The 24,603-nt window shown below is 63.7% G+C and carries 21 protein-coding genes; 16 read left to right on the top strand and 5 right to left on the bottom strand.

All coding sequences use genetic code 11. From position 1 onward, the window contains the following. Positions 1–76: 76 nt before the first annotated feature. Positions 77–2,083, bottom strand: coding sequence for a methyl-accepting chemotaxis protein (locus ABD847_RS12385; protein ID WP_345013452.1), 2,007 nt, complete (start codon positions 2,081–2,083; stop codon positions 77–79). A 223-nt stretch (positions 2,084–2,306) separates the two neighbouring features. Between ABD847_RS12385 and ABD847_RS12380 the strand changes: the two genes are divergently transcribed. From ABD847_RS12380 to ABD847_RS12345, 8 genes are all read left to right on the top strand, one after another. Then, entirely contained in the window at positions 2,307–2,666 is a 360-nt protein-coding gene (locus ABD847_RS12380; RefSeq protein ID WP_345013451.1) for an HIT domain-containing protein, read from the top strand. Next, the gene (locus tag ABD847_RS12375; RefSeq protein ID WP_345013510.1) at positions 2,666–3,220 is read left to right on the top strand and encodes a penicillin-binding protein activator LpoB; all 555 of its coding nucleotides are present in this window, start codon (positions 2,666–2,668) and stop codon (positions 3,218–3,220) included. Before ABD847_RS12380 ends, ABD847_RS12375 begins: the two co-directional genes overlap by 1 nt. A gap of 23 nt (positions 3,221–3,243) precedes the next feature. After that, entirely contained in the window at positions 3,244–4,062 is an 819-nt protein-coding gene (locus ABD847_RS12370; protein ID WP_345013450.1) for a phosphotransferase, read from the top strand. Beyond that, on the top strand, positions 4,062–4,898 hold the full coding sequence (locus ABD847_RS12365; protein WP_345013449.1) for a DUF6279 family lipoprotein: 837 nt from the start codon (positions 4,062–4,064) through the stop codon (positions 4,896–4,898). The genes ABD847_RS12370 and ABD847_RS12365 overlap by 1 nt, the downstream gene beginning before the upstream one ends. Before the next feature lie 99 nt (positions 4,899–4,997). Then, a complete protein-coding gene (gene ycfP, locus ABD847_RS12360; protein ID WP_345013448.1) occupies positions 4,998–5,537 on the top strand; it encodes an alpha/beta hydrolase YcfP in 540 nt (179 codons plus the stop codon). Between the two features lie 66 nt (positions 5,538–5,603). After that, positions 5,604–6,920, top strand: a complete 1,317-nt coding sequence (locus ABD847_RS12355) for an NAD(P)/FAD-dependent oxidoreductase (protein ID WP_345013447.1) — start codon at positions 5,604–5,606, stop codon at positions 6,918–6,920. Between the two features lie 233 nt (positions 6,921–7,153). Beyond that, positions 7,154–8,737, top strand: a complete 1,584-nt coding sequence (locus tag ABD847_RS12350) for a GNAT family N-acetyltransferase (protein WP_345013445.1) — start codon at positions 7,154–7,156, stop codon at positions 8,735–8,737. Between the two features lie 161 nt (positions 8,738–8,898). After that, a complete protein-coding gene (locus tag ABD847_RS12345; protein WP_345013443.1) occupies positions 8,899–10,257 on the top strand; it encodes a (Fe-S)-binding protein in 1,359 nt (452 codons plus the stop codon). Here the strand turns inward: ABD847_RS12345 and ABD847_RS12340 are convergent. Genes ABD847_RS12340 through ABD847_RS12330 form a run of 3 tightly spaced genes read right to left on the bottom strand, consistent with a single transcriptional unit; the run spans position 10,254 to position 14,758 of the window. Further along, the gene (locus ABD847_RS12340) at positions 10,254–10,733 is read right to left on the bottom strand and encodes a DUF2919 family protein (protein WP_345013441.1); all 480 of its coding nucleotides are present in this window, start codon (positions 10,731–10,733) and stop codon (positions 10,254–10,256) included. The two genes, ABD847_RS12345 and ABD847_RS12340, sit on opposite strands and share 4 nt — an antisense overlap. After that, a complete protein-coding gene (gene mfd, locus ABD847_RS12335; RefSeq protein ID WP_345013439.1) occupies positions 10,730–14,179 on the bottom strand; it encodes a transcription-repair coupling factor in 3,450 nt (1,149 codons plus the stop codon). Before mfd ends, ABD847_RS12340 begins: the two co-directional genes overlap by 4 nt. Positions 14,180–14,191: 12 nt before the next feature. Beyond that, a complete protein-coding gene (locus ABD847_RS12330) occupies positions 14,192–14,758 on the bottom strand; it encodes a PilZ domain-containing protein (protein WP_345013508.1) in 567 nt (188 codons plus the stop codon). 77 nt (positions 14,759–14,835) lie between these two features. On the opposite strand from ABD847_RS12330, the gene ABD847_RS12325 reads away from it, so the two are divergent. From ABD847_RS12325 to lolE, 3 genes are read left to right on the top strand one after another with little or no spacing between them, the layout of a single operon-like run. Beyond that, positions 14,836–16,071, top strand: coding sequence for a lipoprotein-releasing ABC transporter permease subunit (locus ABD847_RS12325; protein WP_345013437.1), 1,236 nt, complete (start codon positions 14,836–14,838; stop codon positions 16,069–16,071). Next, on the top strand, positions 16,064–16,750 hold the full coding sequence (gene lolD, locus ABD847_RS12320) for a lipoprotein-releasing ABC transporter ATP-binding protein LolD (protein ID WP_345013435.1): 687 nt from the start codon (positions 16,064–16,066) through the stop codon (positions 16,748–16,750). Before ABD847_RS12325 ends, lolD begins: the two co-directional genes overlap by 8 nt. Further along, positions 16,750–17,991 (top strand): lipoprotein-releasing ABC transporter permease subunit LolE, encoded by a 1,242-nt coding sequence (gene lolE, locus ABD847_RS12315; protein WP_345013433.1) that lies wholly within the window; start codon positions 16,750–16,752, stop codon positions 17,989–17,991. Before lolD ends, lolE begins: the two co-directional genes overlap by 1 nt. A gap of 78 nt (positions 17,992–18,069) precedes the next feature. Here lolE and ABD847_RS12310 read toward each other — a convergent pair whose 3' ends face one another. Then, positions 18,070–18,591, bottom strand: a complete 522-nt coding sequence (locus ABD847_RS12310; protein ID WP_345013431.1) for a DUF2062 domain-containing protein — start codon at positions 18,589–18,591, stop codon at positions 18,070–18,072. A gap of 13 nt (positions 18,592–18,604) precedes the next feature. On the opposite strand from ABD847_RS12310, the gene ABD847_RS12305 reads away from it, so the two are divergent. Genes ABD847_RS12305 through kdsB form a run of 5 tightly spaced genes read left to right on the top strand, consistent with a single transcriptional unit; the run spans position 18,605 to position 24,564 of the window. Further along, positions 18,605–20,854 (top strand): DNA internalization-related competence protein ComEC/Rec2, encoded by a 2,250-nt coding sequence (locus tag ABD847_RS12305; protein WP_345013429.1) that lies wholly within the window; start codon positions 18,605–18,607, stop codon positions 20,852–20,854. A 33-nt stretch (positions 20,855–20,887) separates the two neighbouring features. Beyond that, positions 20,888–22,666: a lipid A ABC transporter ATP-binding protein/permease MsbA gene (msbA, locus tag ABD847_RS12300; RefSeq protein ID WP_345013427.1), complete on the top strand. Its 1,779-nt coding sequence runs from the start codon at positions 20,888–20,890 to the stop codon at positions 22,664–22,666. After that, positions 22,663–23,640: a tetraacyldisaccharide 4'-kinase gene (lpxK, locus tag ABD847_RS12295; protein WP_345013425.1), complete on the top strand. Its 978-nt coding sequence runs from the start codon at positions 22,663–22,665 to the stop codon at positions 23,638–23,640. The genes msbA and lpxK overlap by 4 nt, the downstream gene beginning before the upstream one ends. Further along, a complete protein-coding gene (locus tag ABD847_RS12290; RefSeq protein WP_345013423.1) occupies positions 23,624–23,812 on the top strand; it encodes a Trm112 family protein in 189 nt (62 codons plus the stop codon). The genes lpxK and ABD847_RS12290 overlap by 17 nt, the downstream gene beginning before the upstream one ends. Then, positions 23,809–24,564, top strand: coding sequence for a 3-deoxy-manno-octulosonate cytidylyltransferase (kdsB, locus tag ABD847_RS12285; protein ID WP_345013422.1), 756 nt, complete (start codon positions 23,809–23,811; stop codon positions 24,562–24,564). The genes ABD847_RS12290 and kdsB overlap by 4 nt, the downstream gene beginning before the upstream one ends. Positions 24,565–24,603: the final 39 nt, after the last annotated feature.

The following is a 24,603-nucleotide window of genomic DNA, read 5'->3' as shown; positions in this document are numbered from 1 at the left end:
GCGCCACAGCAAGCCACAGTGGCAAAAATAAAAAAGGGCAGCCATCGGCTGCCCTTTGTGTCTGCGACTTTGTGACTCAGAAGCGGAAACGCTGTACCAGGGATTGTTGCCGCTCTGCCAGCTCATCCAGGGCGGAACTGGTATGAGCCACTTCCTGGATCCCCTCGTAGTTGGAGTCGGAGATCTCCGAGATGCGATTGAGGTTGGCGGCGATCTCCGCGCTGGTGGCCTGCTGCTGCTCGGCGGCCGAGGCGATCTGGCTGGACATGTCACTGATCATGGTGATGATGCCCTGTATCTCCTCCATGGCGCTGTTGGCATGGGAGCTTTGCTGGACGCTGGCTTCCATCTCGTTGCTGCAGTCGTTCATCACCTTGACCGCCTTTTGCACCGCTTGCTGCAGGTTTTCGATCATGGCGTGGATCTCGGCGGTGGAGTCCGCCGTGCGGCGGGCCAGGGTGCGCACCTCATCGGCCACCACGGCAAAGCCGCGCCCATGTTCACCGGCCCGAGCGGCTTCAATGGCCGCGTTCAATGCCAACAGGTTGGTCTGCTCGGCGATGCCGCGGATCACATCCAGAATGTTGCCTATGTTGCCACTCATCTTGTTCACCTGACCGATGACGGTGCCGGTTTCTTCCAGCTTGTTGGCCAGTTGATGGGTGGTGGAGATGTTAGTGGCCATGATGTTGCGGCCAGCATCGGAGGCTTTTTCTACCGCCAGCACCTGTTCCAAGGTCTGGTGGGCGGCGGCGGCAACTTCCCGTACCGAGGCTTCCATCTGGGTCATGGCGGCTGCCACACTGGCGGTCTCATGGCGCTGGATTTCCAGCTCGCTGCGGGAGCGTTCAGTGGTGGTGCGGTTGTCATGGGCCGTCTGGTTCAGCTGATTGGCGGCTTGGGAGAGCTGACGCAAGACATCGCGCATCTGTTCCACCAGCAGGTTCACCTGGCGGCTCAACACCCCGAATTCGTTGTTGCTCCGGTAGTTGATCACCCGGGTCATGTCACCGTCGGTGACGGCCTTGAGAACCGAGCTCAGCTCACTTAACGGTCGGCGGATGGTGCGTGCCAGACCGAAGGCCACCACCACGGCAAAGGCGATGGCCAGAGCGACCCCCGCGATAAGTTGAATCCGCCCTGTGGTCAGGGTGCTTTTGGCTTCCTTGATGCTGTTATGCATGACGGCCTGGGCCATCTGCTGCACCTGGGCCAGTTGATCCTGCACCGTCACAACCTGGGCGCTGGCTTCACGGGCCTTCTGCTCCAGGCTGACCTGCAGCTGCACCAGCTGGAGATAACGGTTGAGCAGCCCCTTCTCGCCAGAGACATCTTGAATAAAGCTGATGAAATAGGGGCCCAGATTGTTCTCCAAATCTGGCAGCTCCACCTTCAGATCGTTGATGGCCTTCTGATACTCGGCCAACCCTTTGCGATTGCGCTCCAGCGCCGCCAGAATGAGGGCGGGGTTATCCTGATTGAGGGCATCCAGTGTGGAGACCTCCATGGCGGCCTGTTTGGCTTGCAGCGTGCGGAACAGGGTCAGCACATAGTCATCTTCAATGTCCGCGATCTCTTCTTGTTGCAGCTGTCTGAATTGGGGCACGTTGACCTGAAACTGACTCTTGGCCTTGTTGGTCTCCTTGAGCAACTGGAGCAGGTTGGCGCGATCGGCGGCCAGGGTCTGGGTATCTTTCAAATAACCCATACCGGCATTTTCCAGTGCCGGCACGAACTGTTGCAAGGAGGGCAGTTTTTCCGACTCCTGCTTGAAGCTGTCCATGGCCTGGGTGAAAGCTGCCCGGGATTCATGCAGCTCTTTGGTTAGTGCCTCCAACGCTGTGGGGCGTTTCTCGGCCAGCACATCGGTGAGGTGCTTGTTGGTACTCAGTAGGCTGACCTCCAGCTTGCTGGCCAGCAACACCATGGGGGTTGCCCGGCTGGTGACCGAGGCCAAGGCACTGTTGAGTTGGTTCTGACTGGCAAAATTGAATAAGGAGCCTGCAATCAGGACGCCGATCAAGACGGCAAATCCCAGATAAACCCGATGCAGGATGGAAAGATCGGCAATTTTTAGTTTCATTGTTAACCCGCCAAGTTTGACTTAACGCCACGCAGCACAGAGAGTATCGTGCTGAGACCCCGATGGGGAGCGGGAAGATCAAATTGTGAAGTAAAAGGGCTGCGGTTTTTAATAAAGCTGGAGCTGCATCACAAATGGTTCTATCGGACTTGAAGCCCAGCTCGCGAGGGCAGAGGCTCCATGGGAAGCCTTTGAATATGGTGAGATATCAAGAGGTTGTCATATGAGTAGTGAAACCATTTTCAGCAAAATTATTCGTCAGGAAATTCCGGCTCCCTTGTTATACCAGGATGAGCTGGTCAGTGCCTTCCGGGATATTCAACCTCAAGCGCCCCAGCATATTCTCATCGTACCGAATAAGATTATCCCGACCGTGAATGATGTCTGTGCAGAAGATGAACAGGCGTTGGGGCGAATGTTTATCGCCGCACATAAAATAGCCAAAGAGTTGGGCATTGATGAGTCCGGATATCGCCTGATCGTTAATTGCAACCGGGATGCGGGACAAGAGGTGTTTCACCTGCATATGCATCTGTTGGGCGGCGCGCCGCTGGGCCCGCTGTTAGCCGAGGCCCTGGTGTGATGGGGCTGAGTTGGGGGCGTAGCCTGCTCAGCGGCCTGTTGGCGCTCGGGCTGGCCGCCTGTGTTACGCCATATGGCGCGGGGCCGGCCCAAGTCGGCACGGCCCAAGGGCAAGGCAAAGGGGGGGGCACATCTGACGGTGCCGTCTCAGGACACACAGACGTCCGCCTCACCCGTGCCGCCCAGAGCCTGATGGCAGGCTTGCTCAAGGATGCCGATGTCCGGCAGCAGACCGCCGCGGGCCCCGTGAGCCTATACCTGCATCCTGTGACCCTGAAGCAGGGCGATGCCCAAGCACTCAATGCCCAGTTGGTCCGCAGCCTGACCCAGAGTGGTCGCTTTACGCTGGTGGCTGGCTCGTCCTCCCTAGGGGGCGAGCTGGAGTATCATCAGGCCGGTGGCGCCACGCCAGCCGCCTTGGTACGTCTAGGCAAGCGGACGGGGGCACGCTGGATGCTGTATGGTGGTCTGGATGCTCAGGGCCGGCTGGCCATGCAGCTGATGGATTTAAAAAGTGGCGAATGGCTCTGGTCTGGCTATCGCAGTCCTCGTTGATGCCGTTGTAGGAGAGACTGATCGTGTTACCCAATCGCTTTGCCGGGGCAGACTGCCGTCTGCTGAGTCAAACCCCCTTGGCGCGCTGTTATCAGATGCGCCATCAGGGCGAGCGGTTTTTTGTCCGTCAGGCCATTGGTTCCCATCAGTTTTTGGGCATCGATCATTACAAGGTGCAGCGACTGCAGCACTTGGCGGCCGATGCCGGACTGGCGCCAGCCCTTCATTATGTCAATCCCCACAGCGGTTTGTTTATCAGTCACTGGCTAGGCGACGACAACTGGACTCAGCGTAACTTGTCGCCCCTATCACTGGCTCAGGGATTGGGTGGCCTGCTGGCGCGTGTGCACGCCTTGCCCACCGCCGGCTTGCCGGAGGCCGCGCTGCGTCTGGATATCGGTCTTCGGCTTCAGCACTATCTTTCACGCGTGTGCCGTCGCGATCCCCGTATCACCCCCTGTTATGAACAGGCCCGCCATCGACTGTCCTTATTGCCCGAGGTTCCCCTGGTGGTGTGTCACCATGATGTGCATCCGGGCAATCTGTTGGGCGAGTTGCCCTGGTTGGTGGATTGGGAGTATGCGGCCCTGGGGGATCCGGCCTTCGAGCTGGCGTTGTGCTGGGTGACAAATGATTTCGACCCGGCTGCCGGGGCTCAGCTGCTGGGCGCCTATGTGGCGGCCGGCGGCCAGGTCGAGGCGGAGCGGCTGACGAATTTGTTGCCGGTGGCGCGATTGCTGATTTTGCTGTGGAGTCAGCTATTGTGGGAAAAATTTGGTGATGACACCTTCTCTGGGCTGGTGAGCCAGCAAAGCCAACGACTGTTTACCCCGGAGGTCTGATGATGCGTCGCTGCCTGCTGTTGTGTGGGCTTTGCCTGCTGCTGGGCGGCTGCTCGGTGCGGCTCATGTACCACTGGCTGGACTGGGCCATCGCCTGGAAGCTGGATGACTATTTTCAGCTCAACAGTCGGCAATCGCGGATCGTGGATCATGAGGTGGACCGTTTCTTGAGTTGGCATCGCCAGGTGGAGTTGCCGGTTTATGCCAAGCAGCTGCGTCAGTTGGCGGATGAGCTCAAGGAGCCGCTCTCCGAGGCGCGTACCGACTACTATTTCGGCCTGTTCGAAGGGGATCTCACCCGGCTGGCTGACGGCGTGGAACCCTATGCCAACCGCATTGCCGCCAGCCTGCAGGATGAGCAAGTCTACCGTTACCTGGGGGATCAACGTACCAAGCAGGTGACACGGCGCAGCGACTGGGAGAAGGATGGAGGCAAGAAGCTGCAGCAGGACTTCTCCCGCAAGTTGCAAAAGAACCTGCGGCGCTGGATTGATGACATAGGCCCGGCCCAGCAACCCATCATTGCCCAGTGGGCCGCCTGGCAGAAGGAGCTCTATCCCACCTGGTTGGACTATCAGGATGTCTGGCTGGCTTCTCTGGAAGAGATGTTGAGCAAGCGGGGCACCCCTGAGTTCAGTGGTTACCTGCGCCGTCTGCTGGTGAAGGGCAAGTTTCTCGGCAATGGCCGCTTCGAGGGCTATGTGGACAGCCAACGTCAGCGTACCGTGCGCTCCTTGAGCCAGCTCTCCGCCAGTCTGGACGAGGGGCAGCGGCAATACCTGCGCAAGACCCTTTACTCCTTGGCGAACGATTTCTCCGCCCTGGCCAGTCGATGAGGCAAGTTTGATCCGCCGCAAGCTTAGCCCGCTGCGGCCCTTGGTCGGGATAGGCTAACCTGATATGGTCGTTACAATACGGCGCGATGAGGGAGTCACATGATTATCTATTTGCACGGATTCGATGCTACCAGCCCGGGTAACCACGAAAAGGTCATGCAGTTGCAATTCATTGATCCGGATGTCCGTTTTGTTCACTACAGCACCATACATCCGCGACATGATATGAGCCACCTGCTCAAGGAAGTGCACAAGCAACTGGCCATGAGCGACGATCCCAAGCCACTGATCTGCGGGGTGGGCCTGGGGGGCTACTGGAGTGAGCGGATCGGCTTCTTGTGCGGCATCAAGCAGGCGGTGTTCAACCCCAATCTCCATCCGGAGCTCAACATGGTGGGCAAGATAGAAAGACCGGAAGAATATGACGACATCGCCACCAAATGTGTAACCGAATTTCGTAAAAAAAATGCCGGCAAATGCATATGTATCCTTTCTGTTAACGATGAAGTGGTGGATAATGGCGCCACTGAACAGGAGCTGAAGGATTATTACAACATAATCTGGGATTCGACCGAGACTCACAAGTTCAAGAATATCTCGGCGCATCTGCAGGCCATCAAGGCCTTCAAGCTCGCCTGAACCGATCATTTCCACATTGGTAGGGGCTATTTGGCCCCTTCGTTTTTTGATGAAAGGTAAGCTGTTATGACCAAGATTGTCGTTGTCGGCGGGGGCGCCGGCGGCCTGGAACTGGCGACCAAACTGGGCCGCAAGCTGGGCAAGAAGGGCAAGGCCCAGATCACCTTAGTGGATCGCAACCGCACCCACCTGTGGAAGCCCCTGTTGCACGAGGTGGCAGCCGGTTCACTGGATGCGGGCATCGATGCCCTGAGCTACCAGTCCCATGCCCGCAATCATGGTTTTGAATTCCAGCTGGGCAGCCTCACCGGCATCAAGCGGGAAGATAAGCGCATCGTTCTGGCCCCCATCTACGGCGAGAAGGGCGAGCTGGTGCTGGACGAGCGTGAACTGGAGTATGACTACCTGGTCATCGCCCTGGGCTCAGTGTCCAACGACTTCGGCACTCCCGGCGTGCGGGACAACTGTATCTTCCTGGACAGCCCGGATCAGGCCTTCCGCTTCCACGGCCTGCTGATGAACCAGTTCCTGCAGTTTGCCAGCGATTGCAAGCCGGGGGATCTGACCTGCCAGCCGCAGCAGAAGGTGAAGATCGCCATCGTCGGCGCCGGTGCCACCGGGGTGGAGCTGTCCGCCGAGCTGTACAATGCGGTGGAAGAGCTGGCGGCCTATGGCTACAAGCACCTGACCCGTGACAGCCTCAAGGTGACGGTGGTGGAAGCCGGCCCGCGCATCCTGCCGGCCCTGCCGGAGCGCATCTCTGCCGCCGCCCACCACGAGCTGAGCCAGCTGGGGGTGGATGTGCGCACCGCCACCTTCGTCAGTGAAGCCACGCCCGAGGGGCTCAAGACCAAGGATGGCGAGCTGATCGAAGCCAACCTCATGGTCTGGGCCGCCGGCATCAAGGCACCGGACTTCATGAAAGAGATCGGCGGGCTGGAAACCAACCGCATCAACCAGCTGGTGGTGAAGACCACGCTGCAAACCACCCGGGACGATCATATCTTCGCCATCGGCGACGTGGCGGCCTGTCCCATGGGCGAGGAAGGCAAGTTCGTGCCGCCCCGTGCCCAGTCTGCTCACCAGATGGCCGATCGCGCCCTGGCCAACATACTGGCCATGATGCAGGGCCGTGAGCTCAAGTCCTACAGCTATGTGGATTACGGTTCCCTGGTCTCCATGAGCCGCTTCAGCACAGTGGGCAGCCTGATGGGCAACCTGATGCGGGGCTCCATGATGGTGGAAGGCCGCCTGGCGCGCTTCGTCTACGTCTCCTTGTACCGCATGCACCAGATTGCGCTGCACGGTTACATCAAGACCGGGCTGATGATGCTGGTGGGGCAGATCAACCGCATCCTGCGCCCGCGCCTCAAGCTGCACTGATTTACTACCGCACTCGCGCTGAGCACCTAGATTGAGGGGCCGTCTTTGACGGCCCCTTTTGCATGCCTGCGGTCTGCCGATGTTGTCAATCGAGCCGTTAGTCTTGGGAGCTATCAACTAGACTTGTTAGCGGTGGCTTATTTGTTTCTGAAATAAATCAGCTAGTTCACTGCTCGGGTTTCCTCTCTGTTACTGCCACCTCAACCCGAGTCCGGTGGCAACAGGAGTGCTCGATGACGGGACAAAATGAAAGTGGGGTCGTGGAAAACCCCCATAAGCTGCGCTTGCGCCAGCTGCGGCCTCAGGATTTTGACGATGTGCGCACCATCTGGCAGGAGGTGTACAAGGGGTTGGGGGGCCTGTTTCGCCTGACCCGGGACAAGTACCGCCAGCAGATCGCCCGCTTCCCCGAAGGCCAGCTGTGCATCGAGGACAAGGGGCGGGTGGTGGCGGTGGCCCTGGCCATGATCGTCGATTACCAGAGCTTCGGGGATGAGCATACCTATGCCGAGATCACCGACAACTGCACCCTCTCCACCCATGATCCCAACGGTGATGTGCTCTATGGCGTGGATGTGTTTATCCACCCGGATTACCGCGGCATGCGGCTGGGGCGTCGGCTGTACGATGCCCGCAAGGAGCTGTGCCGCAAGTTCAACCTCAAAGCCATCATCGCTGGTGGTCGGATCCCCAACTACCACCAATATGCCGACAGTCTGACTCCCGAGGAGTACCTGGAAAAAGTCGGCAACAAGGAGCTCTACGATCCCGTGCTGAGTTTCCAGCTGTCCAATGACTTCAAGGTCAGCAAGATCATGACCGGCTATCTGCCGGAGGATAACGACTCGGCGGGCTATGCCACCCTGCTCAAGTGGGTCAACTATGACTTCCAGGCCCGGGAGCGGCCGCTGGTGGGCGGCGTCAAGACCAACGTGCGGGTTGGCGCCGTACAGTGGCAGATGCGCCGGGTGGAGTCCCTCGACGATCTGTTGCAGCAGGTGGAGTACTTCATCGATGCCCTGGCGGACTACCAGGCCGACTTCGCCCTGCTGCCGGAGTTTTTCAACGTGCCCCTGATGGGGCAATTTCCGCTGGATACCCCCACCGCCGAAGCCATGCGGTTGCTGGCCAGCGAATTTACCCCGCCGGTGTGCGAGGCCATCGCCCGCATGGCGGTGCATTACAACATCAACATCATCGCCGGCAGCCTGCCCCTGATGGAGGAGGGGGAGATGTACAATGTGGCCTACCTGTTCCGCCGCGACGGTACCTGGGAGACCCAGTACAAGCTGCACATCACCCCCACGGAGCACAGGTTGTGGAACATGCGCGGTGGCCACCGGTTGCAGGTGTTCAATACCGATGCCGGCAAGATAGGCATCCTCATCTGTTACGACTGCGAGTTTCCCGAGCTGGGCAGGCTGCTGATGGATCAGGGGCTGCAGATCCTGTTCATCCCGTTCTGGACCGAGACCAAGAATGGCTACCTGCGGGTGCGTTACTGCGCCCAGGCCCGGGCCATCGAGAACGAGTGCTATGTGGTGATGAGCGGCAGCGTGGGCAACCTGCCTCGTCTCGATAACGTTAACATCCAGTACGCCCAGTCGGCGGTGCTAACCCCGTCGGACTTCAGCTTTCCCCATGATGCCACCCTGGCGGAGACCACCCCCAATACCGAGATGCTGCTCATCACGGATCTGGAGTTGGACAAGCTCAAGCGGCTGCGTCACCAGGGTGGCGTGCGCAACTACAAGGACAGACGCCACGATCTTTATCGGGTGGAGTGGATAGAAAACGACCAGGCGGAGGAGTCCTAGCCGACTAATCGGCCTTGTCGGCATTGCGACACTGTCCCACACAAGGGCCCGACAGCGGGCCCTTTTTGCCGTCTTTTCCCACGCCATGCCCATCAAAACCGCGCTTGTCTGCTGGCACCCTTCTTGATGTGACCTGAGCCAGGACAGCAGTAGGACACAAGATGAAGACAGTATTGAACTGGTCGGCCTATCACGAGCAGGGGCAGGGGGACGCCTATGCCGACATCCCGGCCCAGGGGGGCGATTTTGCCCGGGCGGTGGCGGTCTGCATCCGCAGCGGGGTTTGCGAGCAGGTGACCGCCAAGGGAGTCATGTGCCCCAGCTACCGGCTGATGCCGGCACCGGATCGCTCACCGGGCGGACGCATTCGTCTGCTCAAGCAGGCATTGAACCGGCCGCAGGAGCAGGATTGGCTCACCGATCCCGCCCTGGCGCAAGCCTTGGACTCCTGCATCGGCTGCAAGGGCTGCAAGCGCGAATGCGAGGCCTATGTGGACATGGCCACCATCAAGGCCGAGTATCAGGCCCAACTAGTGGCCCGTCATGGCAGCAGCCTGCGGGCCTGGCTGCTGGCCGCGGGGCCCTTGTGGCTGCTGCGCTTTCCCTGGCTGGCGCGGCTGCTGGCCTGGCGCAACCGCTCGCCACGCCTGCGGGCCTGGGGCGAGCGGTTGCTGGGGTTGGCGCGGGAGGCGGAGCTGCCGCTGCCGCTAACGCCCGGCTTTACCGAGGGCGAGGGCTGGTACGAGCCGCTGATTGCGGCACCCCTTCGTGGCGAGCTGGTACTCTGGGTGGACCCCTTGACCGGCCTGTTTCGCCCCGCCGAGGCCCAGGCGGCATTGTCCCTGTTGCGGCGCCTGGGCTACCGGGTCTACCTGCTGCCGCCGCAGGATGCGCGCCGTCGCCCTTATGAAAGCGGCCGGGCGGACTTCTCCATCGGCCGCATCCCGGCGGCCCAGCGGCATGCCCGCCATCTGCTGGCGGCCCTGGCCCAGCATCTGGCGGCGGGTCGCCCCCTGGTGGGGCTGGAACCTTCCAGTCTGTTGATGCTGCGGGAGGAGTACCGCCAGCTGTTTGAGCCAGCACAGCTGCCCGACGGGCTGGAGAATGCGGCGCAGCAGGCGCTGATGCTTGAAGAGTTTCTGGCCCGGGAGCTGATGGCCCACGGCCTGGAGCTGGCGTTCAAGCCCAGAACCGGCCGCCTGCTGGTGCATGCCCATTGTCATCAGAAGGCGGTGGGGGGCCTAAAGCCGCTGCGCCGGCTGCTCAAGCTCATTCCGCAGCTGGATCTGCAGTTTATCGAGGCGGCCTGCTGCGGCATGGCGGGCACCTATGGCATGGAGGCCGAGCACATCGCCGAGTCCCGGCAGATGGCGGCCCAGGCGCTGCTGCCGGCGCTGGCCGCCGCGCCTGAGTCGGATTTGATCAGCGGTGGCTTTGGCTGTGGCTGGCAGATCCGAATGCTCACCGGTCGGCCTAGCCTGGGGCTGGCCCAGGTGCTGCTGGGCCAGCTGGCGGACTAGTGCCGGATGGGGTTGGCCTCGGCGGCGGTCACCACAAACAGCCCCTTGAGCCGGCGGCTCTTGAACAGATAGCCGAGGCTCGTCAGCTGGGCCAGCAGCAGCAGGGCTACCGGCCAGCTGAAGGCGCCGTCACTCAGGTAGAGACCGTACAGCAGGTTAGCCAGCTCACCCAGGGCACTGATGAGACACAAGGGCCGTCCGCGCCGCCACAGGGCGTGGGCCAGGGGATGGGGGGCGCGCTGCCGGTAGGCCGAGGCCAGCCAGACCAGCAGGGCCGGGGTGCCCCAGCCCAATGCCCAGTAGAGCTGCACCGGATCCGGGTAGACCAGGCCGAGCAGCTCGGCGCTTTGTGACCGGCTGGCCAGGGCCAGCAACAGCAGCCAGTAGCCCCGGCACCACAACAGCAGGCAGAGCAGCCAGGGGCCGGGCAGCGGATGATCCCCCATGGGGGTCAGGGGCGAGTGCCACTGCCTCACGCCGCACCCAACTGGCCGAGCAGCTGTTCCAGCAGGCCAAAGCGGGCCTTGGCGTCCACCGCCGGCATGCCGATGCGCAACTTGGTGGGACCATCCATCTTGAAGATGCGCGGCTGGCTCTGCAGCAGGCTGACCACCTTCATGGGATCCACCTTGGTGTGCTCGGTGAATTCCACCAGGGCACCGCCGGCACTCACCTCGATGCGCTTGATGCCCAGGGGCGCCGCCCGCAACCGTTGGGCCGCCAGGGCCAGCAGGTGTTTGGCGGGCTCGGGCAACAGGCCGAAGCGGTCGATGAGCTCCACCTTGAGGTCATCCAGGGCGGCGGGGCTGTCGGCGCTGGCGATGCGCTTGTACAGCGACAGGCGCATGTTCACATCCGGGATATAGTCATCCGGCAGCAGGGTCGGCACCCGCAGATCGATGTCGGTGTGGCCGCTGAGCAGCTGATCCAGCGAGGGCTCCCGGCCTTCTTTGAGGGCGGCCACCGCCTCTTCGAGCATCTCCATGTAGAGGGTGAAACCGATGGACTCAATCTGCCCGCTCTGATCGTCCCCCAGCAGTTCGCCGGCGCCACGGATCTCCAGATCGTGGGTGGCCAGCACGAAGCCGGCACCCAGATCCTCCAGGGATTCGATGGCCTCCAGCCGCTTGACCGCATCCGGGGTCATGGCCTTGGGATGGGGGGTGAGCAGGTAGGCGTAGGCCTGGTGGTGGGAGCGACCGACCCGGCCACGCAGCTGGTGCAGCTGGGCCAGCCCCAGACGGTCGGCGCGCTCCATGATGATGGTGTTGGCGCTGGGCACGTCGATGCCGGTCTCTATGATGGTGGTGCACACCAGCAGGTTGTGGCGCTGGTGGTAGAAGTCGCTCATCACCTTCTCCAGCTCCCGCTCCCGCATCTGGCCGTGGGCCACGCTGATGCGTGCCTCGGGCAACAGCTCGGCCAGCTGTTCGGCGGTCTTGTCGATGGTCTCCACATCGTTGTGCAGGAAGTAGACCTGGCCACCGCGTTTGAGCTCCCGCAGCACCGCCTCACGGATCAGCGCCTTGTCGTACTCCCGCACGAAGGTCTTGATGGCCAGCCGGCGGGCCGGTGGCGTGGCGATGATGGAGAGATCCCGCATGCCGCTCATGGCCATGTTCAGGGTGCGGGGGATGGGGGTGGCGGTGAGGGTCAGGATATCCACGTCCGCCCGCAGGGCCTTGAGCTTCTCTTTTTGTCGCACGCCGAATCTGTGCTCCTCATCGACGATGAGCAGCCCCAGATCCTTGAAGCGAATGTCGTCGGACAACAGCTTGTGGGTGCCGATGATGATGTCCAGCTTGCCGTCCCCCAGGGCGTCCAGGGCCAGCTTCTGCTCCTTGGCGCTCTTGAAGCGGCTGAGCACCTCGATGCGCACCGGCCAGTTGGCGAAGCGGTCACGGAAGTTGTCGTAGTGCTGCTGGGCCAGCAAGGTGGTGGGCACCAGCACCGCCACCTGCTTGCCGCCGTGTACCGCCACGAAGGCGGCGCGCATGGCCACCTCCGTCTTGCCGAAGCCCACGTCACCACACACCAGGCGATCCATGGCCTTGGCCTGACACATGTCCCCCAGCACCGCATTGATGGCGTTGAGCTGATCCGGGGTCTCCTCGAAGGGGAAGGTGGCGGCGAAGCTGGCATAGGCCTGCTTGTCGTGGCGGAAGGCCAGGCCGGGCCGCGCGGCGCGGCGGGCGTAGACATCCAGCAGCTCGGCGGCAACATCCCGCACCTTGTCGGCGGCCTTCTTGCGCGCCTTGTTCCAGGCGTCGGTGCCCAGCTTGTGCAGAGGCGGGTGCTCGCCGCCGCTATAGCGGCTGATGAGGTGCAGGGAGGTCACCGGCACATAGAGCTTGTCCTGATTGGCGTACTCCAGGGTCAGGTACTCGGTGGCCAGGCCGCCGGCATCTATGGTCTGCAGCCCCAGGTAGCGGCCGACGCCGTGCTCCAGGTGCACCACCGGCTGGCCTATGCTCAGCTCCGCCAGGTTGCGGATGATGGCATCGCCGCTGGCGCCGCCCTTTTGCCGGTCACGGCGGCGGCGCTGGATCACCTTCTGCCCCAGCAGCTCGGCCTCGGCGATGAGGGCCAGGCCGGCGTCGCTCAGCACGAAGCCCTGCTGCAGCGGGCAGACCAGCACCCCCAGCGTCTCCTTGGCCTGGGCAAAATCACTCAGGCTGGTGAACTCGGGCAGGGGGTGACCCAGGGGGGCCAGCAGATCCCGCAGGCTCTCCCGGCGACCTTCTGACTCGGCGCAGAGCAGCACCCGGCCGGGGTACTCCGCCAGGAAGGCCTTGAGGCGGGCGAGGGGATCGGCGGCCTGGGCATCCACGGTGAGATCCGGCAGGGCCGCCACCGGCAGGTTGATGCGGCCGGCCTTGGTCTCGGCCGCTTCCGCCTGCAAATGGATCTGGGTGTAGGGCTTGATGGCGCCGAACAGCTGATCCACCGGCAGGTAGAGGGCCTCGGGGGGCAACAGGGGGCGGGCGGGATCCACCCGGCGGTTGGCAAAGCGCTGCTGCACGTCGTCCCAGAACTGCTGGCTGGCCGCCGGCAGATCCCCCTGGGTCAGCAGCAGGCTGTCCTCCGGCAGGTAGTCCAGCAGGGTGGCGGTCTGCTCGAAGAACAGCGGCAGATAGTATTCGATGCCGGCGGGCCAGTGGCCCTTGCTCACCTGCTGGTAGATGCACTCGGGGGCGCGGCTGATGTCGAAGCGCTCCCGGTAGCGCTGGCGGAAGCCCTCTATGGCCTCTTGATCCGTGGGAAACTCGTGGGCCGGCAGCAGGCGCACCTCGGCAACCGGGCTGCTGGAGCGCTGGCTGTCCGGATCGAAGGTGCGGAGGGTGTCCACCTCGTCATCGAAGAAGTCGATGCGGTAGGGCTCGCGCGACCCCATGGGGAAGAGATCCAGCAAGGAGCCCCGGGCGGCGAACTCGCCGTGCTCCAGCACCTGCTCCACCGCCAGGTAGCCGGCCTGCTCCAGCCGGCGGCGCAGGCCGTGCAGGTCCAGCTTGTCGCCGGGTTTGACCAGTAAGCTGAAGCGGTCGATGAAGCTGGCCGGCGCGCAGCGCAGCATCAGGGTGGCGATGGGCAGGATCAGGGCGCCTCTGGCCATGCGCGGCAGGCGATAGAGGGTCTCCAGGCGCTGGGAGATGATGTCCTGGTGGGGGGAGAAGCTGTCGTAAGGCAGGGTCTCCCAGTCCGGGAACAGCAGCACCGGCAGGTCGGCATCGCGCAGCAGGAACTGCAGCTCCTGCTCCAGGCGCAGGGCGGCCGGGGTATCGGCCACCAAAATGAGTACCGGATGCGGATGGGCTCGCACCAGCTCGGCGGCGGCCAGGGCCAGGCTGCTGCCTGGCAGGTTTCCCAGGGTCTGGCGTTCCCCGGCCCGGCTGGGCGGGGTCAGGTGAAACAATTGGCTCATGGCTATCGGGATCTAGAGTGAGTTGGCCCTTTGCTGGGCACGCAGTTTAAGCTGTTTGGATTGCACATGCAGGCTGGCGCGAATGAGCAGCTCCCTATCCTCGTCACGGATGCGGGCATATTCCAGCTGGAGGCGGTGCTGTTCGCCCTCGGGGCTGACCTGGGTCACCCGGCCGTAACAGAAGATGGCGGCCGCTTCCTCCTGCAAGAAGATCTTGAGCTGCACCAGCTGGTGAGGAACCAGGGGCAGTGCGGTGCACAGGGTCAGGCCGCCGGCACCGAAGCGTTCGGTATGATGCCGCTGGTGAGGCTCATCCTGCATGCTCAGCACGAAGCCCAGCAGTACGTTAATCTTCTGGGATTGCTGGTTGATGATGTCCACCAGGGGCTGCAGCTCGTCACTGAGGTTACGCAGGGCGCGATGACTGCCTACCTCAAGGTGGGCGATGCTGTTGCTCAGGCGAAAGGGCTCGGGCAATTCGGCCTCAAGTTGCTCCAGATCCGGCAAGGGGCTGCCCAGGGGCAGTGGGATCAGGTTCACGGCCAGCCGGTGCTGAATGCTAAAATACTCTTCGCTCAAGGCTATCCCCTTGTTGGCGCAACATCTTTGCATTTATTATCCGCTATCCCTCTTTAATAGCAACGCTTGGGTTTGGCGTGACATTTTCCATCTTCCAGCCGCTGAGCCTGGCCATCGGCCTGCGCTATGCCGGCGCCCGCGGCGAGGATCGCTTCGCCTCTTTTGTCTCCCTGTTCTCCACCTTCGGCATCGCCATCGGGGTGGCGGCACTGATCGTGGTCAGCTCTGTGATGAATGGTTTCGAGGGGCAGTTGAAGGGCCGCATCTTGGGGGTCATTCCCCATGCCGTGTTGAGTGACGCCGATGGCCGCCTGAGCCACTGGCAAACTCTGGCCGAGGCGCTGCCCAAACAGCCCCACGAGCTGGCCCGGGCCCCGCTCATCCGGGGTGAGGTGATGGCCCAGAGCCCGGGGGAGCTGACGGCACTCTCCTTGATGGGCATAGACCCCTTGCACTTCCCGGCCTCGGATCGGCTGGCCCAGCAGTTGGGGCCTGAGCTGCTGGCCAAGCTGACACCCGGATCCTTCAACATCATAGTCGGCAGCGGCATCGCCCGGCGCCTGACCCTGCTGCCGGGAGATCAGGTGCGTCTGCTCTCCGGCGAGGGCAGCCGCTTCACCCCCCTGGGGCGGGTGCCCAGCCAGCGCTTGTTCACCCTGGTGGGCAGCTTCGAGGTGCGGGCCGATGTGGACGAACAGGTGGCGCTCGTCAACCTGGAGGATGCCCGCCGCCTGCTGCGCTACGGTCCAGATCAGGTCAGTGGCCTGCGGTTGTGGCTGGATGACGCCTTTGCCGTGTCGCAAATCCACCCTGATCAGCTGCCGGACGGCCTGGTGCTGCACGACTGGCGGGAGGAGCGGGGCGAGCTGTTTCGCGCCGTGGCCATGGAGAAGCACCTCATGTCCCTGATGCTGGTGCTCATCATCATGGTGGCGGCCTTCAACATCCTCTCGGCCCTGGTGATGGTGGTGTTGGACAAGCAGGGCGAGGTGGCCATCTTGCGCACCATGGGGCTGGAAACCGGCGCCGTGCTGCGGATCTTCATGGTCCAGGGCGCCTGGAGCGGCATCATGGGCGGCCTGTTCGGCACCCTGTTGGGCTGTACTCTGGCCGCCTACCTCAACCAGGCCCTGGCGCTGCTGGGGCTCAATCTGTATATGGCCGCCGGCGGCCAGGGGCTGCCGGTGGTGATGCTGCCGGGTCAGATCGCCCTCATCAGCCTGGGGGGCCTGCTCATCAGCTTCCTGGCCACCCTGTATCCGGCCTACCGGGCCGCCGCCATTCGACCTGCCGAGGCATTGCGTTATGAATAAGACCCCCCTGCTCAGTTGTCAGCAGTTGTCCAAACACTATCGGGAAGGGGAGCTGGATACCCAGGTCCTGCATCAGGTCAGTCTGCAGGTGGCCGAGGGCGAGATGCTGGCGGTGGTGGGCAGCTCGGGCTCCGGCAAGAGTACCCTGCTGCACCTGCTGGGCGCCCTGGACACCCCCAGCAGCGGCCAGGTGTTCTTCCAGCAGGCCGATATCCACAGTCTCAAACCCAAACAGCAGGCTCGCTTTCGCAACCGGGAGCTGGGCTTTGTGTACCAATTCCACCATCTGCTCGGCGAGTTCAGTGCCCTGGAGAACGCCGCCATGCCCCTGCTGATCGCCGGCTGCTCGGTGGCGGAGGCCAAAGCACGGGCCACCGCCATGCTGCAACGAGTGGGGCTGGGGCATCGCCTGAGCCACAAGCCGTCTGAGCTCTCCGGTGGTGAGCGGCAGCGGGTGGCCATCGCCCGGGCGCTGGTGAACGAGCCCAAGCTGGTGTTGGCGGATGAGCCCACCGGCAACCTTGATCACAAGAGCGCCGAGAGCATCTATGGCCTCATGTGCGAGCTCAACCGCGAGCTGGGCACCGCCTTTGTGGTGGTGACCCATGACCGGGAGCTGGCGGCGCGCCTGCATAGGCGCATCACCCTGGTCAGTGGCCAGGTGGCGGAGGTGGTCTGATGTTCAAGCCTCTGGCCCTGTTTCTGGGGCTGCGTTACAGCCGGGCCCGGGCCCGCAGCGGCTTTGTCTCCTTCATCTCGGTGGCCTCGGTGCTAGGCATCGCCCTGGGGGTGATGGCCCTCATCATGGGCCTGTCGGCCATGAACGGCTTCGAGCAGGAGCTGCGCTCCCGGGTGCTGGCGGTGATCCCCCATGGCGAGGTGGAGGCGGTCGGCGAGCCGATCGCCGACTGGCATCAGGCCCAATGGCAGCTGCAAAAAGGCGAGGGGGTGCTGGCGGTGGCGCCGCTGATCCGGGTCAACGGCATGCTGGAGAAGGGCAATCAGATGAAGGCGGTGCAACTGCGTGCCGTGCTGCCGGAGGCGGAAACCGCCATCTCCGATGCCGATCACTACATGACGGGAGACGGGCTTGAGGCCCTCAAACCCGGCGAGAACGGCCTCATCCTGGGGCAGCAACTGGCCAAACGGCTGGGGCTCCAGCTGGGGGATGCGGTGACCCTGTTGCTGCCCAACAGCGATCCGAATCTGGCCATGAAGGCGCCGCTGCAGCGCCGGTTCACCCTGATTGGCCTGCTGGAGCTGGGGGGGCAGCTGGATGGCATGCTGGGCTTCATGCACCTGGCGGATGCCCAGGCGGCCCTGGGCTGGGGCGACAAGGTGCAGGGCTTCAGCCTCAAGGTCCGGGAGCTGATGCAGGCCCAGACCATCACCTTCTCTGCCGCCAACCGCTTGCCTTATCGCCTGTATGTGCGCAGCTGGATGAACTCCCAGGGCTATCTGTATCAGGACATCCAGATGGTGCGCACCGTCATGTATGTGGTGATGCTGATGGTGGTGGCGGTGGCCTGCTTCAACATCGTCTCCACCCTGGTGCTGGCGGTGAACGAGAAGCGTGGCGACATCGCCATCTTGAAGACCATGGGGGCGGGCAACTGGCAGATCCGGCTGACCTTCATGGTGCAGGGGCTGATGAATGGCCTGGCCGGTGCCATCGCCGGCGCCGTGACGGGCAGTCTGCTCTCCTTGTACTTGAGCGATCTCATCGCCCTGCTGGAGCGGCTGATTGGTCACCGCTTCTTGAACCCGGACATCTACTTCATCGACTTTCTGCCCTCCCAGCTGCACCTGACGGATGTGCTGCTGGTGAGCGCCGTGGCGGTGCTGATGAGCCTGCTGGCCACCCTGTATCCGGCCTGGCGGGCCAGTGGTCTGGCGCCGGCCCGGGAGCTGGGACGCTAGGCGCTGGCCTGACGCAGGATAGAAACAACAACGGCTCCCCAGGGAGCCGTTGTTGTTTTGCTGGTTCCCGCGAGGGATTTAGCGTGAGCCGTCTTTTTTCAGCCGCTGGGCCCAGCGGCGCTGCACCGAGATGCGCCACAGCAGCTGGATGCTCAGATACCCCACCAGGCTGCAGATCACCGCCAGCATGCCGCAACCAAGCAAGAAGGGCTTGCCGATGGTCTCCATCACGGTGACCAGCCAGTCCCAGCTCAGGTTCAGTTCAAATTGCACAGGTGGCATGCCCAGCACCCGGGCACCAAAATAATAGGCGAAGTAGAACATGGGCGGCATGGTCACCGGGTTGGTGAGCCATACCAGGGCCACCGACAGGGGCAGGTTGACCCGCAATATGATGGCGGCGCCAGCGGCCAGCACCATCTGGAACGGAACGGGGATCCATGCCATGAACAGGCCCACGGCAAAGGCACCGGACGCCGAGCGTCGATTCAGATGCCAAAGATTGCCATCCCCCAACCATTTGCTGAACATCCGCAGGTTTTTTTGCTCTTTTATCTTGGCCGGATCCGGCATCCAACGTTTTAGAAACTTCTTGGGCATCGCATCTACTTCTGTGTCTAAGGCGGGAACCCGGGGCACTGTGTTGCCCCTGTTTGCCTTGGGTGCCGTCTCTTGCTGGTGGTGGCCCCAGTTGCCGTCACCCGTCTGGGCACTGATTGCATGGCTGCTGGGACTAGTATGCCTGGCTAAAGGTGACAGACTGATGGCAGCCACCCTGTCAGGCGTGGGCTGGATGGTGCTGTTTTTTAACCTGCAACTGGCCTGGCTGGGCCAGCTCTACCAAGGCGAAACGCAACATACCATATCCGGCACCGTGCTTGAAAGCCGGGTCGAGGGCCAGACCGGCCAGCTGATTGTGGCCCTCTCCCAGCTGGATGCCAAGCCCCTTTGGCCGGTGCCACGGATACGACTGGGGCTCTATCCACCCCCGGCGGCCTTTACCCCGGGCGACAGCCTGAGCGCCCGGGTGCGGCTCGTGCCTATCCAGGGGCTGGGCAATCCGGTGGGCTTTGATGCCTTGCGCCAGGCACTGGGGCAGGGCATCACGGCGCGGGGGAGTCTCAAGCAGCTGCTCAGCCACGCGCCGGCGCCGCCGGATCTGCGCCAGCGTCTGCTGTCCCGGGCAAGGGCGGCGCTGGGGGAGGCGCCGACCGCCGGTCTGGTGCTGGCCCTGGTGTTTGGCGAGCGGGATGGGGTGGAGCCGGGCCAATGGCAGCAGCTGCGGCAGGTGGGGCTCATTCATCTGATGGCCATTTCGGGACTGCACATCGGCCTGGCCTGCGGATTGGGCTATCTGCTGGCCCGCCTGCCCCTGTGGCTGGGGGCGGGCTACTCGCCACGGCTGCCCTGGCTGGGCGGCGGCCTGCTGGCTCTGGGCTATGCCTACTTGGCCGACTTTGCTTTGCCGACCCAACGGGCCTTGCTGATGCTCTGCCTGTGGATCGGCGGTCACCTGCTCCGGCGCCGCTGGGGCCGCTGGCAGCTGTGGTGGCTGACCCTGGTGGGGCTCTTGTGTCTGGATGGCTGGGCGTTGTTTAGCACCGGCTTCTGGCTGTCCATCGGCGCCGTGGGGCTGATTTTTGTGCTGCTGTTTGTCTGGCCCAAGGCCGGGTTGTTTCGGCTGCAGCTAGGCCTGGGTGTTGGTTTGCTGCCGCTGCAGTGGAGCTATTTCGGCGGCCTCTCCTGGCTGGCGTTGCCGGTCAACCTGCTGGCGGTGCCGCTGTTTTGTCTCTGCCTCATCCCGCTGGCGCTGCTCAGTACCTTGTTGTTGCCGCTGTTCCCGGAGCTGGCTGGCCTGGGCTTGCAGAGCGTCGCCTGGTTGCTGTGGGCCTTGATGCAGCTGATCGACGGGCTCACCGAACGGCTCAATGGCTGGCTCTGGCTTAGCCAGTTCCAAGGCATCGCCGCCTGTTTGCTTCTGGCCGCCTGGCTGGTCTGGCGTTGGCCGGCGGGACGGCCGCTGGCGCTGTGCGGCCTGTTGGCGGTGTGCCTGCTTTGGGCCCAACCCAGGCCCCCCTGGCAGCTGACCCTGGTGGATGTGGGGCAGGGACTGTCGGTGCTGGTTCGCCAGGGGGACGAAGGGCTGCTCTATGACGCCGGCGATGCCTTCCCCGGCGGCTTCAACCTGGCGGAGGCCGCGGTCTTGCCCATGCTGCGCTGGCAGGGGATACGACGCCTGCACGCCCTGGTGGTGAGCCATGCCGACCGGGATCACAGCGCCAACTGGCAGCGGATTTTGGCGGCCCTGCCGGTGCAGCAGCTGATCTCCTCCCATCGCTGGACGGCCGATACCCAAGTCTGTCAACGGGGCCAGCGCTGGCGCTGGGGGAGCCTGACGCTGGAGGTGCTGGCCCCCTGGCAGGCGAGGGACGGTCAGCACAACGAGGACAGTTGCGTGGTGCGTATCAGCGACGGCCGGCAGGCCGTGCTGCTCACCGGGGATCTTACCGCCGGCGTGGAGCGGCGCCTGGTGGCGGCCGGCCAGCCCAGGGCCGACATCCTGGTGTCGCCGCACCATGGTAGCCGCTACTCTTCCATCCCCGATTGGATAGCGGCGGTAGACCCCGCCTTGGTGCTGCACAGCGCCGGGCAAGGCAATCGCTGGGGCTTCCCCCATGCCGAGGTGCGGGCCCGCTATGGCGGGCGGGCGCAGTGGGTGACGGGGGAGGCGGGGGCCCTCAGCCTGGCCTTCTGGCCCGAGGGGTGGCAGCTGGCCGCCTACCGGGCGACGGCGCCCTGGTATCAGCGACGGCCATTGGGTAGCCAATGGCTGCCCCTTGGTTGCGTGGCCCCTTGCCGGTAGAATGGCGGCTTTACTCCGCCAGCACTGAGATCTATGGACCATTCCAATTCCCTGCCCCGTAGCGAGCAGGACGACGCCGCCATCCTCAAACGCCTGCTGGGCTATGTGAAGGAGCGCAAGGCGGGCCTGGTATTGGCCATCCTGGGGATGGCCGGTTATGCCGCCGTGGATACCACCTTCGTTTACTCCATCCAGCCGCTGATCGACGAGGGTCTCTCCGGCAAGAATCCGGATGTGCTCAAGTGGATGCCGTTTTTCGTCATCGGCATCGTCTTCTTGCGGGGGGTGTGCAACTTTCTGTCCAACTACTTCATGGCCTGGGTGGGCAACCACGTGGTGATGAAGCTGCAACGCCAGGTGTTCAGCCACCTGATGCAGATGCCCATGCGCTTCTTCGATCAGCACAATACCGGCAACCTGCTCTCCAAGGTCACCTATGACGCCGGCCAGGTGTCATCCGCCGCCAGCAGCACGCTAGTCTCCCTGGTCCGCGAAGGGGCCACCGTCATCGGTCTGCTGGGGCTCATGTTCTACCACTCCTGGCAGCTGTCCTTGATCTTCTTCCTGGTGGGGCCCCTGGTGGGGGTGCTGATTGCCATCATCAGCCGCCGTTTCCGCCGCCTGAGCCGGCACATCCAGCAGGCCATGGGCAACATCACCACCGCCACCGAGCAGATGTTGCGTGGCCACAAGGAGGTGCTGATGTTCGGCGGTCAGCAGGTGGAGGCCCAGCGTTTCGAAGGGGTCAGCAATCGGGTACGCCAGCAGAACATGAAGCTGGTGGTGGCCGATGCCATCGGCTCTCCCGTGGTGCAGCTCATCGCCTCATTGGCCCTGGCGGTGCTGCTGTTTGTCGCTACCCTGGACGGGGTCAAGGAGACCCTGAGCGCCGGTACCTTCACCCTCATGGTCACCTCCATGATGATGCTGCTCAAGCCCCTGAAGAACCTCACCCAGATCAATGCCCAGTTCCAGCGCGGCATCGCCGCCTGCCAGAGCCTGTTCGGCTTGCTGGACATGGAAGGGGAGAAGGACACCGGCAGCCTGAGTCTGGAGCGGGCTCGCGGCGACATTCAGTTCCGTGGGGTGACCTTCACCTATCCCACCAAGGAGACTCCGGCGCTGCGGGATCTCAACCTGCATATCGCCCCCGGCAAGACGGTGGCCCTGGTGGGGCGCTCCGGCTCCGGCAAGAGCACCATCGCCAGCCTGCTGACCCGTTTCTACGATCTGCAGCAGGGCCAGATCCTGCTGGACGGTGAGCCCATCGAGGCCTATCGGCTGGCGGATCTGCGGCGCCAGTTCGCCCTGGTCTCGCAACAGGTGCACCTGTTCAACGATACGGTGGCCAACAACATCGCCTATGCGGCGCAAGATCAGTTCAGCCGCGAACAGATCGAGGCGGCGGCCCGGCTGGCCAATGCCCACGAGTTTATCGACAAGATGCCGGCGGGTTACGACACCCTGATCGGCGAGAACGGCGCCAACCTCTCCGGCGGGCAGCGCCAGCGCATCGCCATCGCCCGGGCTCTGCTGCGGGATGCCCCCATATTGCTGCTGGACGAGGCCACCTCGGCCCTGGATACCGAGTCCGAGCGGGCCATTCAGGAGGCGCTGGATCGCCTGTGTCAGAGCCGAACCACCCTGGTGATCGCCCACCGCCTCTCCACCATAGAGCAGGCCGACGAGATAGTGGTGATCGATGAGGGGGTCATAGTCGAGCGGGGCGATCACGCCAGCCTGCTGGCCCTGGGCGGTGCCTATGCGGCCCTGCGTCGCACCCAGGGCGGCGAGGCCGAGGCCGGGCAATGACACCCGGCTTCTGGTTTCGTCCCAGCCCCTGGCGCTACCTGTTGTGGCCGCTGTCCGTGCTGTTCGGTGCGGTCAGCCGGCTGCGGCGGGCCCTGTATCGCGCCGGTCTGCTGTCGGCCTATCGTTCGCCCCTGCCGGTGATCGTGGTGGGGAACCTCAGCGTCGGTGGCAACGGCAAGACCCCCGTGGTGATCTGGCTGGTGGAACGGTTGCAGGCGGCGGGTTACCGGCCCGGGGTGGTGAGTCGCGGCTACGGCGGCCAGGCGGCGCGCTATCCGCTGCTGCTGACACCCACCACCAGTACCGCCGAGGCGGGGGATGAGCCTGTGCTCATCGCCCGGCGCACCGGCTGCCCGGTGGCCGTCGCCCCCAAGCGGGCCGAGGCCGTGCGCTGCCTGGAGCAGCAGGGGGTGGATGTGATCCTCTGCGACGACGGCCTGCAGCACTACGCCCTGGCGCGGGATCTGGAGCTGGTGGTCATGGATGGCGAGCGTCGCCTGGGCAATGGCGCCCTGCTGCCCATGGGGCCGCTGCGGGAGGGGGCGGAGCGCCTGGCCTCGGTGACGGCGGTGATCTGCAACGGTGGCACGCCGCAGCCCGGCGAGCTGGCCATGACGCTGGTGCCGGCATTGCCCCGGCGCGTGCTGGATGACAGCACCGGACTGGAGGCCCGGGAGGTGGATGCCCTGGCGGGCATAGGTCATCCGCCGCGCTTCTTTGCCACCTTGCGCCAGCTGGGTTACCGGCTGGTGCAGGCGGTGCCCTTTGCCGATCATCAGGCCTTCGATGCCCAGGCACTGCATCAACAATTTAGCCAGCGGCCCCTGCTGATGACCGAAAAGGATGCGGTCAAGTGCCGGGCCTTTGCCCTGGCCGACTGGTGGTATTTGCCGGTGGCGGCTCAGCTGCCTGACGCCCTGGCCCAACGTATTCTCACTTTTATGAAGGAGCGCTCTCATGGCACTGGATCCTAAGTTGCTCGATATCGTCGCCTGCCCGGTCTGCAAGGGCAAACTGACCTATGACAAGGCCAAGGCCGAGCTGGTCTGCCGGGTGGATCGCCTGGCCTATCCCATCGAGGAGGACATTCCGGTGCTGCTGGAAAACCGCGCCCGTCAACTGACCAGCGACGAGTTGCCGGCATGAGCTTCGTGGTGGTGATACCGGCGCGTTACGACTCCACCCGGCTGCCCGGCAAGCCCCTGGCGGACATTCACGGCAAGCCCATGATCCAGTGGGTGGCCCAGCAGGCGCTGCAGGCCGGCGCCAGCCAGGTGATCGTTGCCACCGATGACGAGCGGGTGGCCCAGGCGGTGCAGCTGCCCGGTGTGGAGGTGTGTCTCACCGGCCGCCAGCACAACTCCGGCACGGAACGGTTGGCGGAGGTGTGCCAGCGCTACGGCTTTGCCGAGGACACCATAGTGGTGAACGTGCAGGGGGATGAGCCCCTGATCCCGCCGCAGATCATCAGCCAGGTGGCCAATAACCTGGCCCACAGCCAGGCACCCATGGCCACCCTGGCGGTGCCCATCGAGTCAGAGGCGGAGATCTTCAACCCCAATGCGGTCAAGGTGGTGATGGACGCCCAGGGCTACGCCCTCTACTTCAGCCGGGCGCCCATTCCCTGGGACAGAGACGGCTTTGCCCAGCAGCCCCGGCAGTGGCGTCAGGTTTATGCCCGGCATCTGGGGATCTACGCCTATCGCGCCGGCTTCATCGCCCGCTACCTGGCCTGGGAGGTCAGCCCGCTGGAGCAGATCGAATCGTTGGAACAGCTGCGCGTGCTCTGGCATGGCGAGCGTATCCATGTGGCCCTGGCCGAGGCGGTGCCGCCGGCCGGGGTGGATACCCCGGAGGATCTGGCCCGGGTCTGCGCCCTGGTGGCCGCCCGAGGTTGAAAAGGCGCCGCTCCCTGTGAGCGGCGTCGCGTTTTTCTG

Origin of the sequence: Pseudaeromonas paramecii (assembly GCF_039540575.1) — a bacterium.
Taxonomy (GTDB): Bacteria; Pseudomonadota; Gammaproteobacteria; order Enterobacterales; family Aeromonadaceae; genus Pseudaeromonas; species Pseudaeromonas paramecii.
This window is presented reverse-complemented; position numbering and strand designations above follow the sequence as displayed.

What these genes read in the sequence shown, in the direction of transcription:
- ABD847_RS12365 (WP_345013449.1), top strand. Translation starts at nt 4,062, where the DNA reads ATGATGCGTCGCTGCCTGCTGTTGTGTGGGCTTTGCCTGCTGCTGGGC.
- kdsB (WP_345013422.1), top strand. Translation starts at nt 23,809, where the DNA reads ATGAGCTTCGTGGTGGTGATACCGGCGCGTTACGACTCCACCCGGCTG.
- ABD847_RS12355 (WP_345013447.1), top strand. Translation starts at nt 5,604, where the DNA reads ATGACCAAGATTGTCGTTGTCGGCGGGGGCGCCGGCGGCCTGGAACTG.
- lolE (WP_345013433.1), top strand. Translation starts at nt 16,750, where the DNA reads ATGTTCAAGCCTCTGGCCCTGTTTCTGGGGCTGCGTTACAGCCGGGCC.
- ABD847_RS12375 (WP_345013510.1), top strand. Translation starts at nt 2,666, where the DNA reads ATGGGGCTGAGTTGGGGGCGTAGCCTGCTCAGCGGCCTGTTGGCGCTC.
- msbA (WP_345013427.1), top strand. Translation starts at nt 20,888, where the DNA reads ATGGACCATTCCAATTCCCTGCCCCGTAGCGAGCAGGACGACGCCGCC.
- ABD847_RS12310 (WP_345013431.1), bottom strand. Translation starts at nt 18,591, where the DNA reads ATGCCCAAGAAGTTTCTAAAACGTTGGATGCCGGATCCGGCCAAGATA.
- lolD (WP_345013435.1), top strand. Translation starts at nt 16,064, where the DNA reads ATGAATAAGACCCCCCTGCTCAGTTGTCAGCAGTTGTCCAAACACTAT.
- ABD847_RS12345 (WP_345013443.1), top strand. Translation starts at nt 8,899, where the DNA reads ATGAAGACAGTATTGAACTGGTCGGCCTATCACGAGCAGGGGCAGGGG.
- ABD847_RS12350 (WP_345013445.1), top strand. Translation starts at nt 7,154, where the DNA reads ATGACGGGACAAAATGAAAGTGGGGTCGTGGAAAACCCCCATAAGCTG.
- ABD847_RS12380 (WP_345013451.1), top strand. Translation starts at nt 2,307, where the DNA reads ATGAGTAGTGAAACCATTTTCAGCAAAATTATTCGTCAGGAAATTCCG.
- ABD847_RS12290 (WP_345013423.1), top strand. Translation starts at nt 23,624, where the DNA reads ATGGCACTGGATCCTAAGTTGCTCGATATCGTCGCCTGCCCGGTCTGC.
- mfd (WP_345013439.1), bottom strand. Translation starts at nt 14,179, where the DNA reads ATGAGCCAATTGTTTCACCTGACCCCGCCCAGCCGGGCCGGGGAACGC.
- ABD847_RS12385 (WP_345013452.1), bottom strand. Translation starts at nt 2,083, where the DNA reads ATGAAACTAAAAATTGCCGATCTTTCCATCCTGCATCGGGTTTATCTG.
- ycfP (WP_345013448.1), top strand. Translation starts at nt 4,998, where the DNA reads ATGATTATCTATTTGCACGGATTCGATGCTACCAGCCCGGGTAACCAC.
- lpxK (WP_345013425.1), top strand. Translation starts at nt 22,663, where the DNA reads ATGACACCCGGCTTCTGGTTTCGTCCCAGCCCCTGGCGCTACCTGTTG.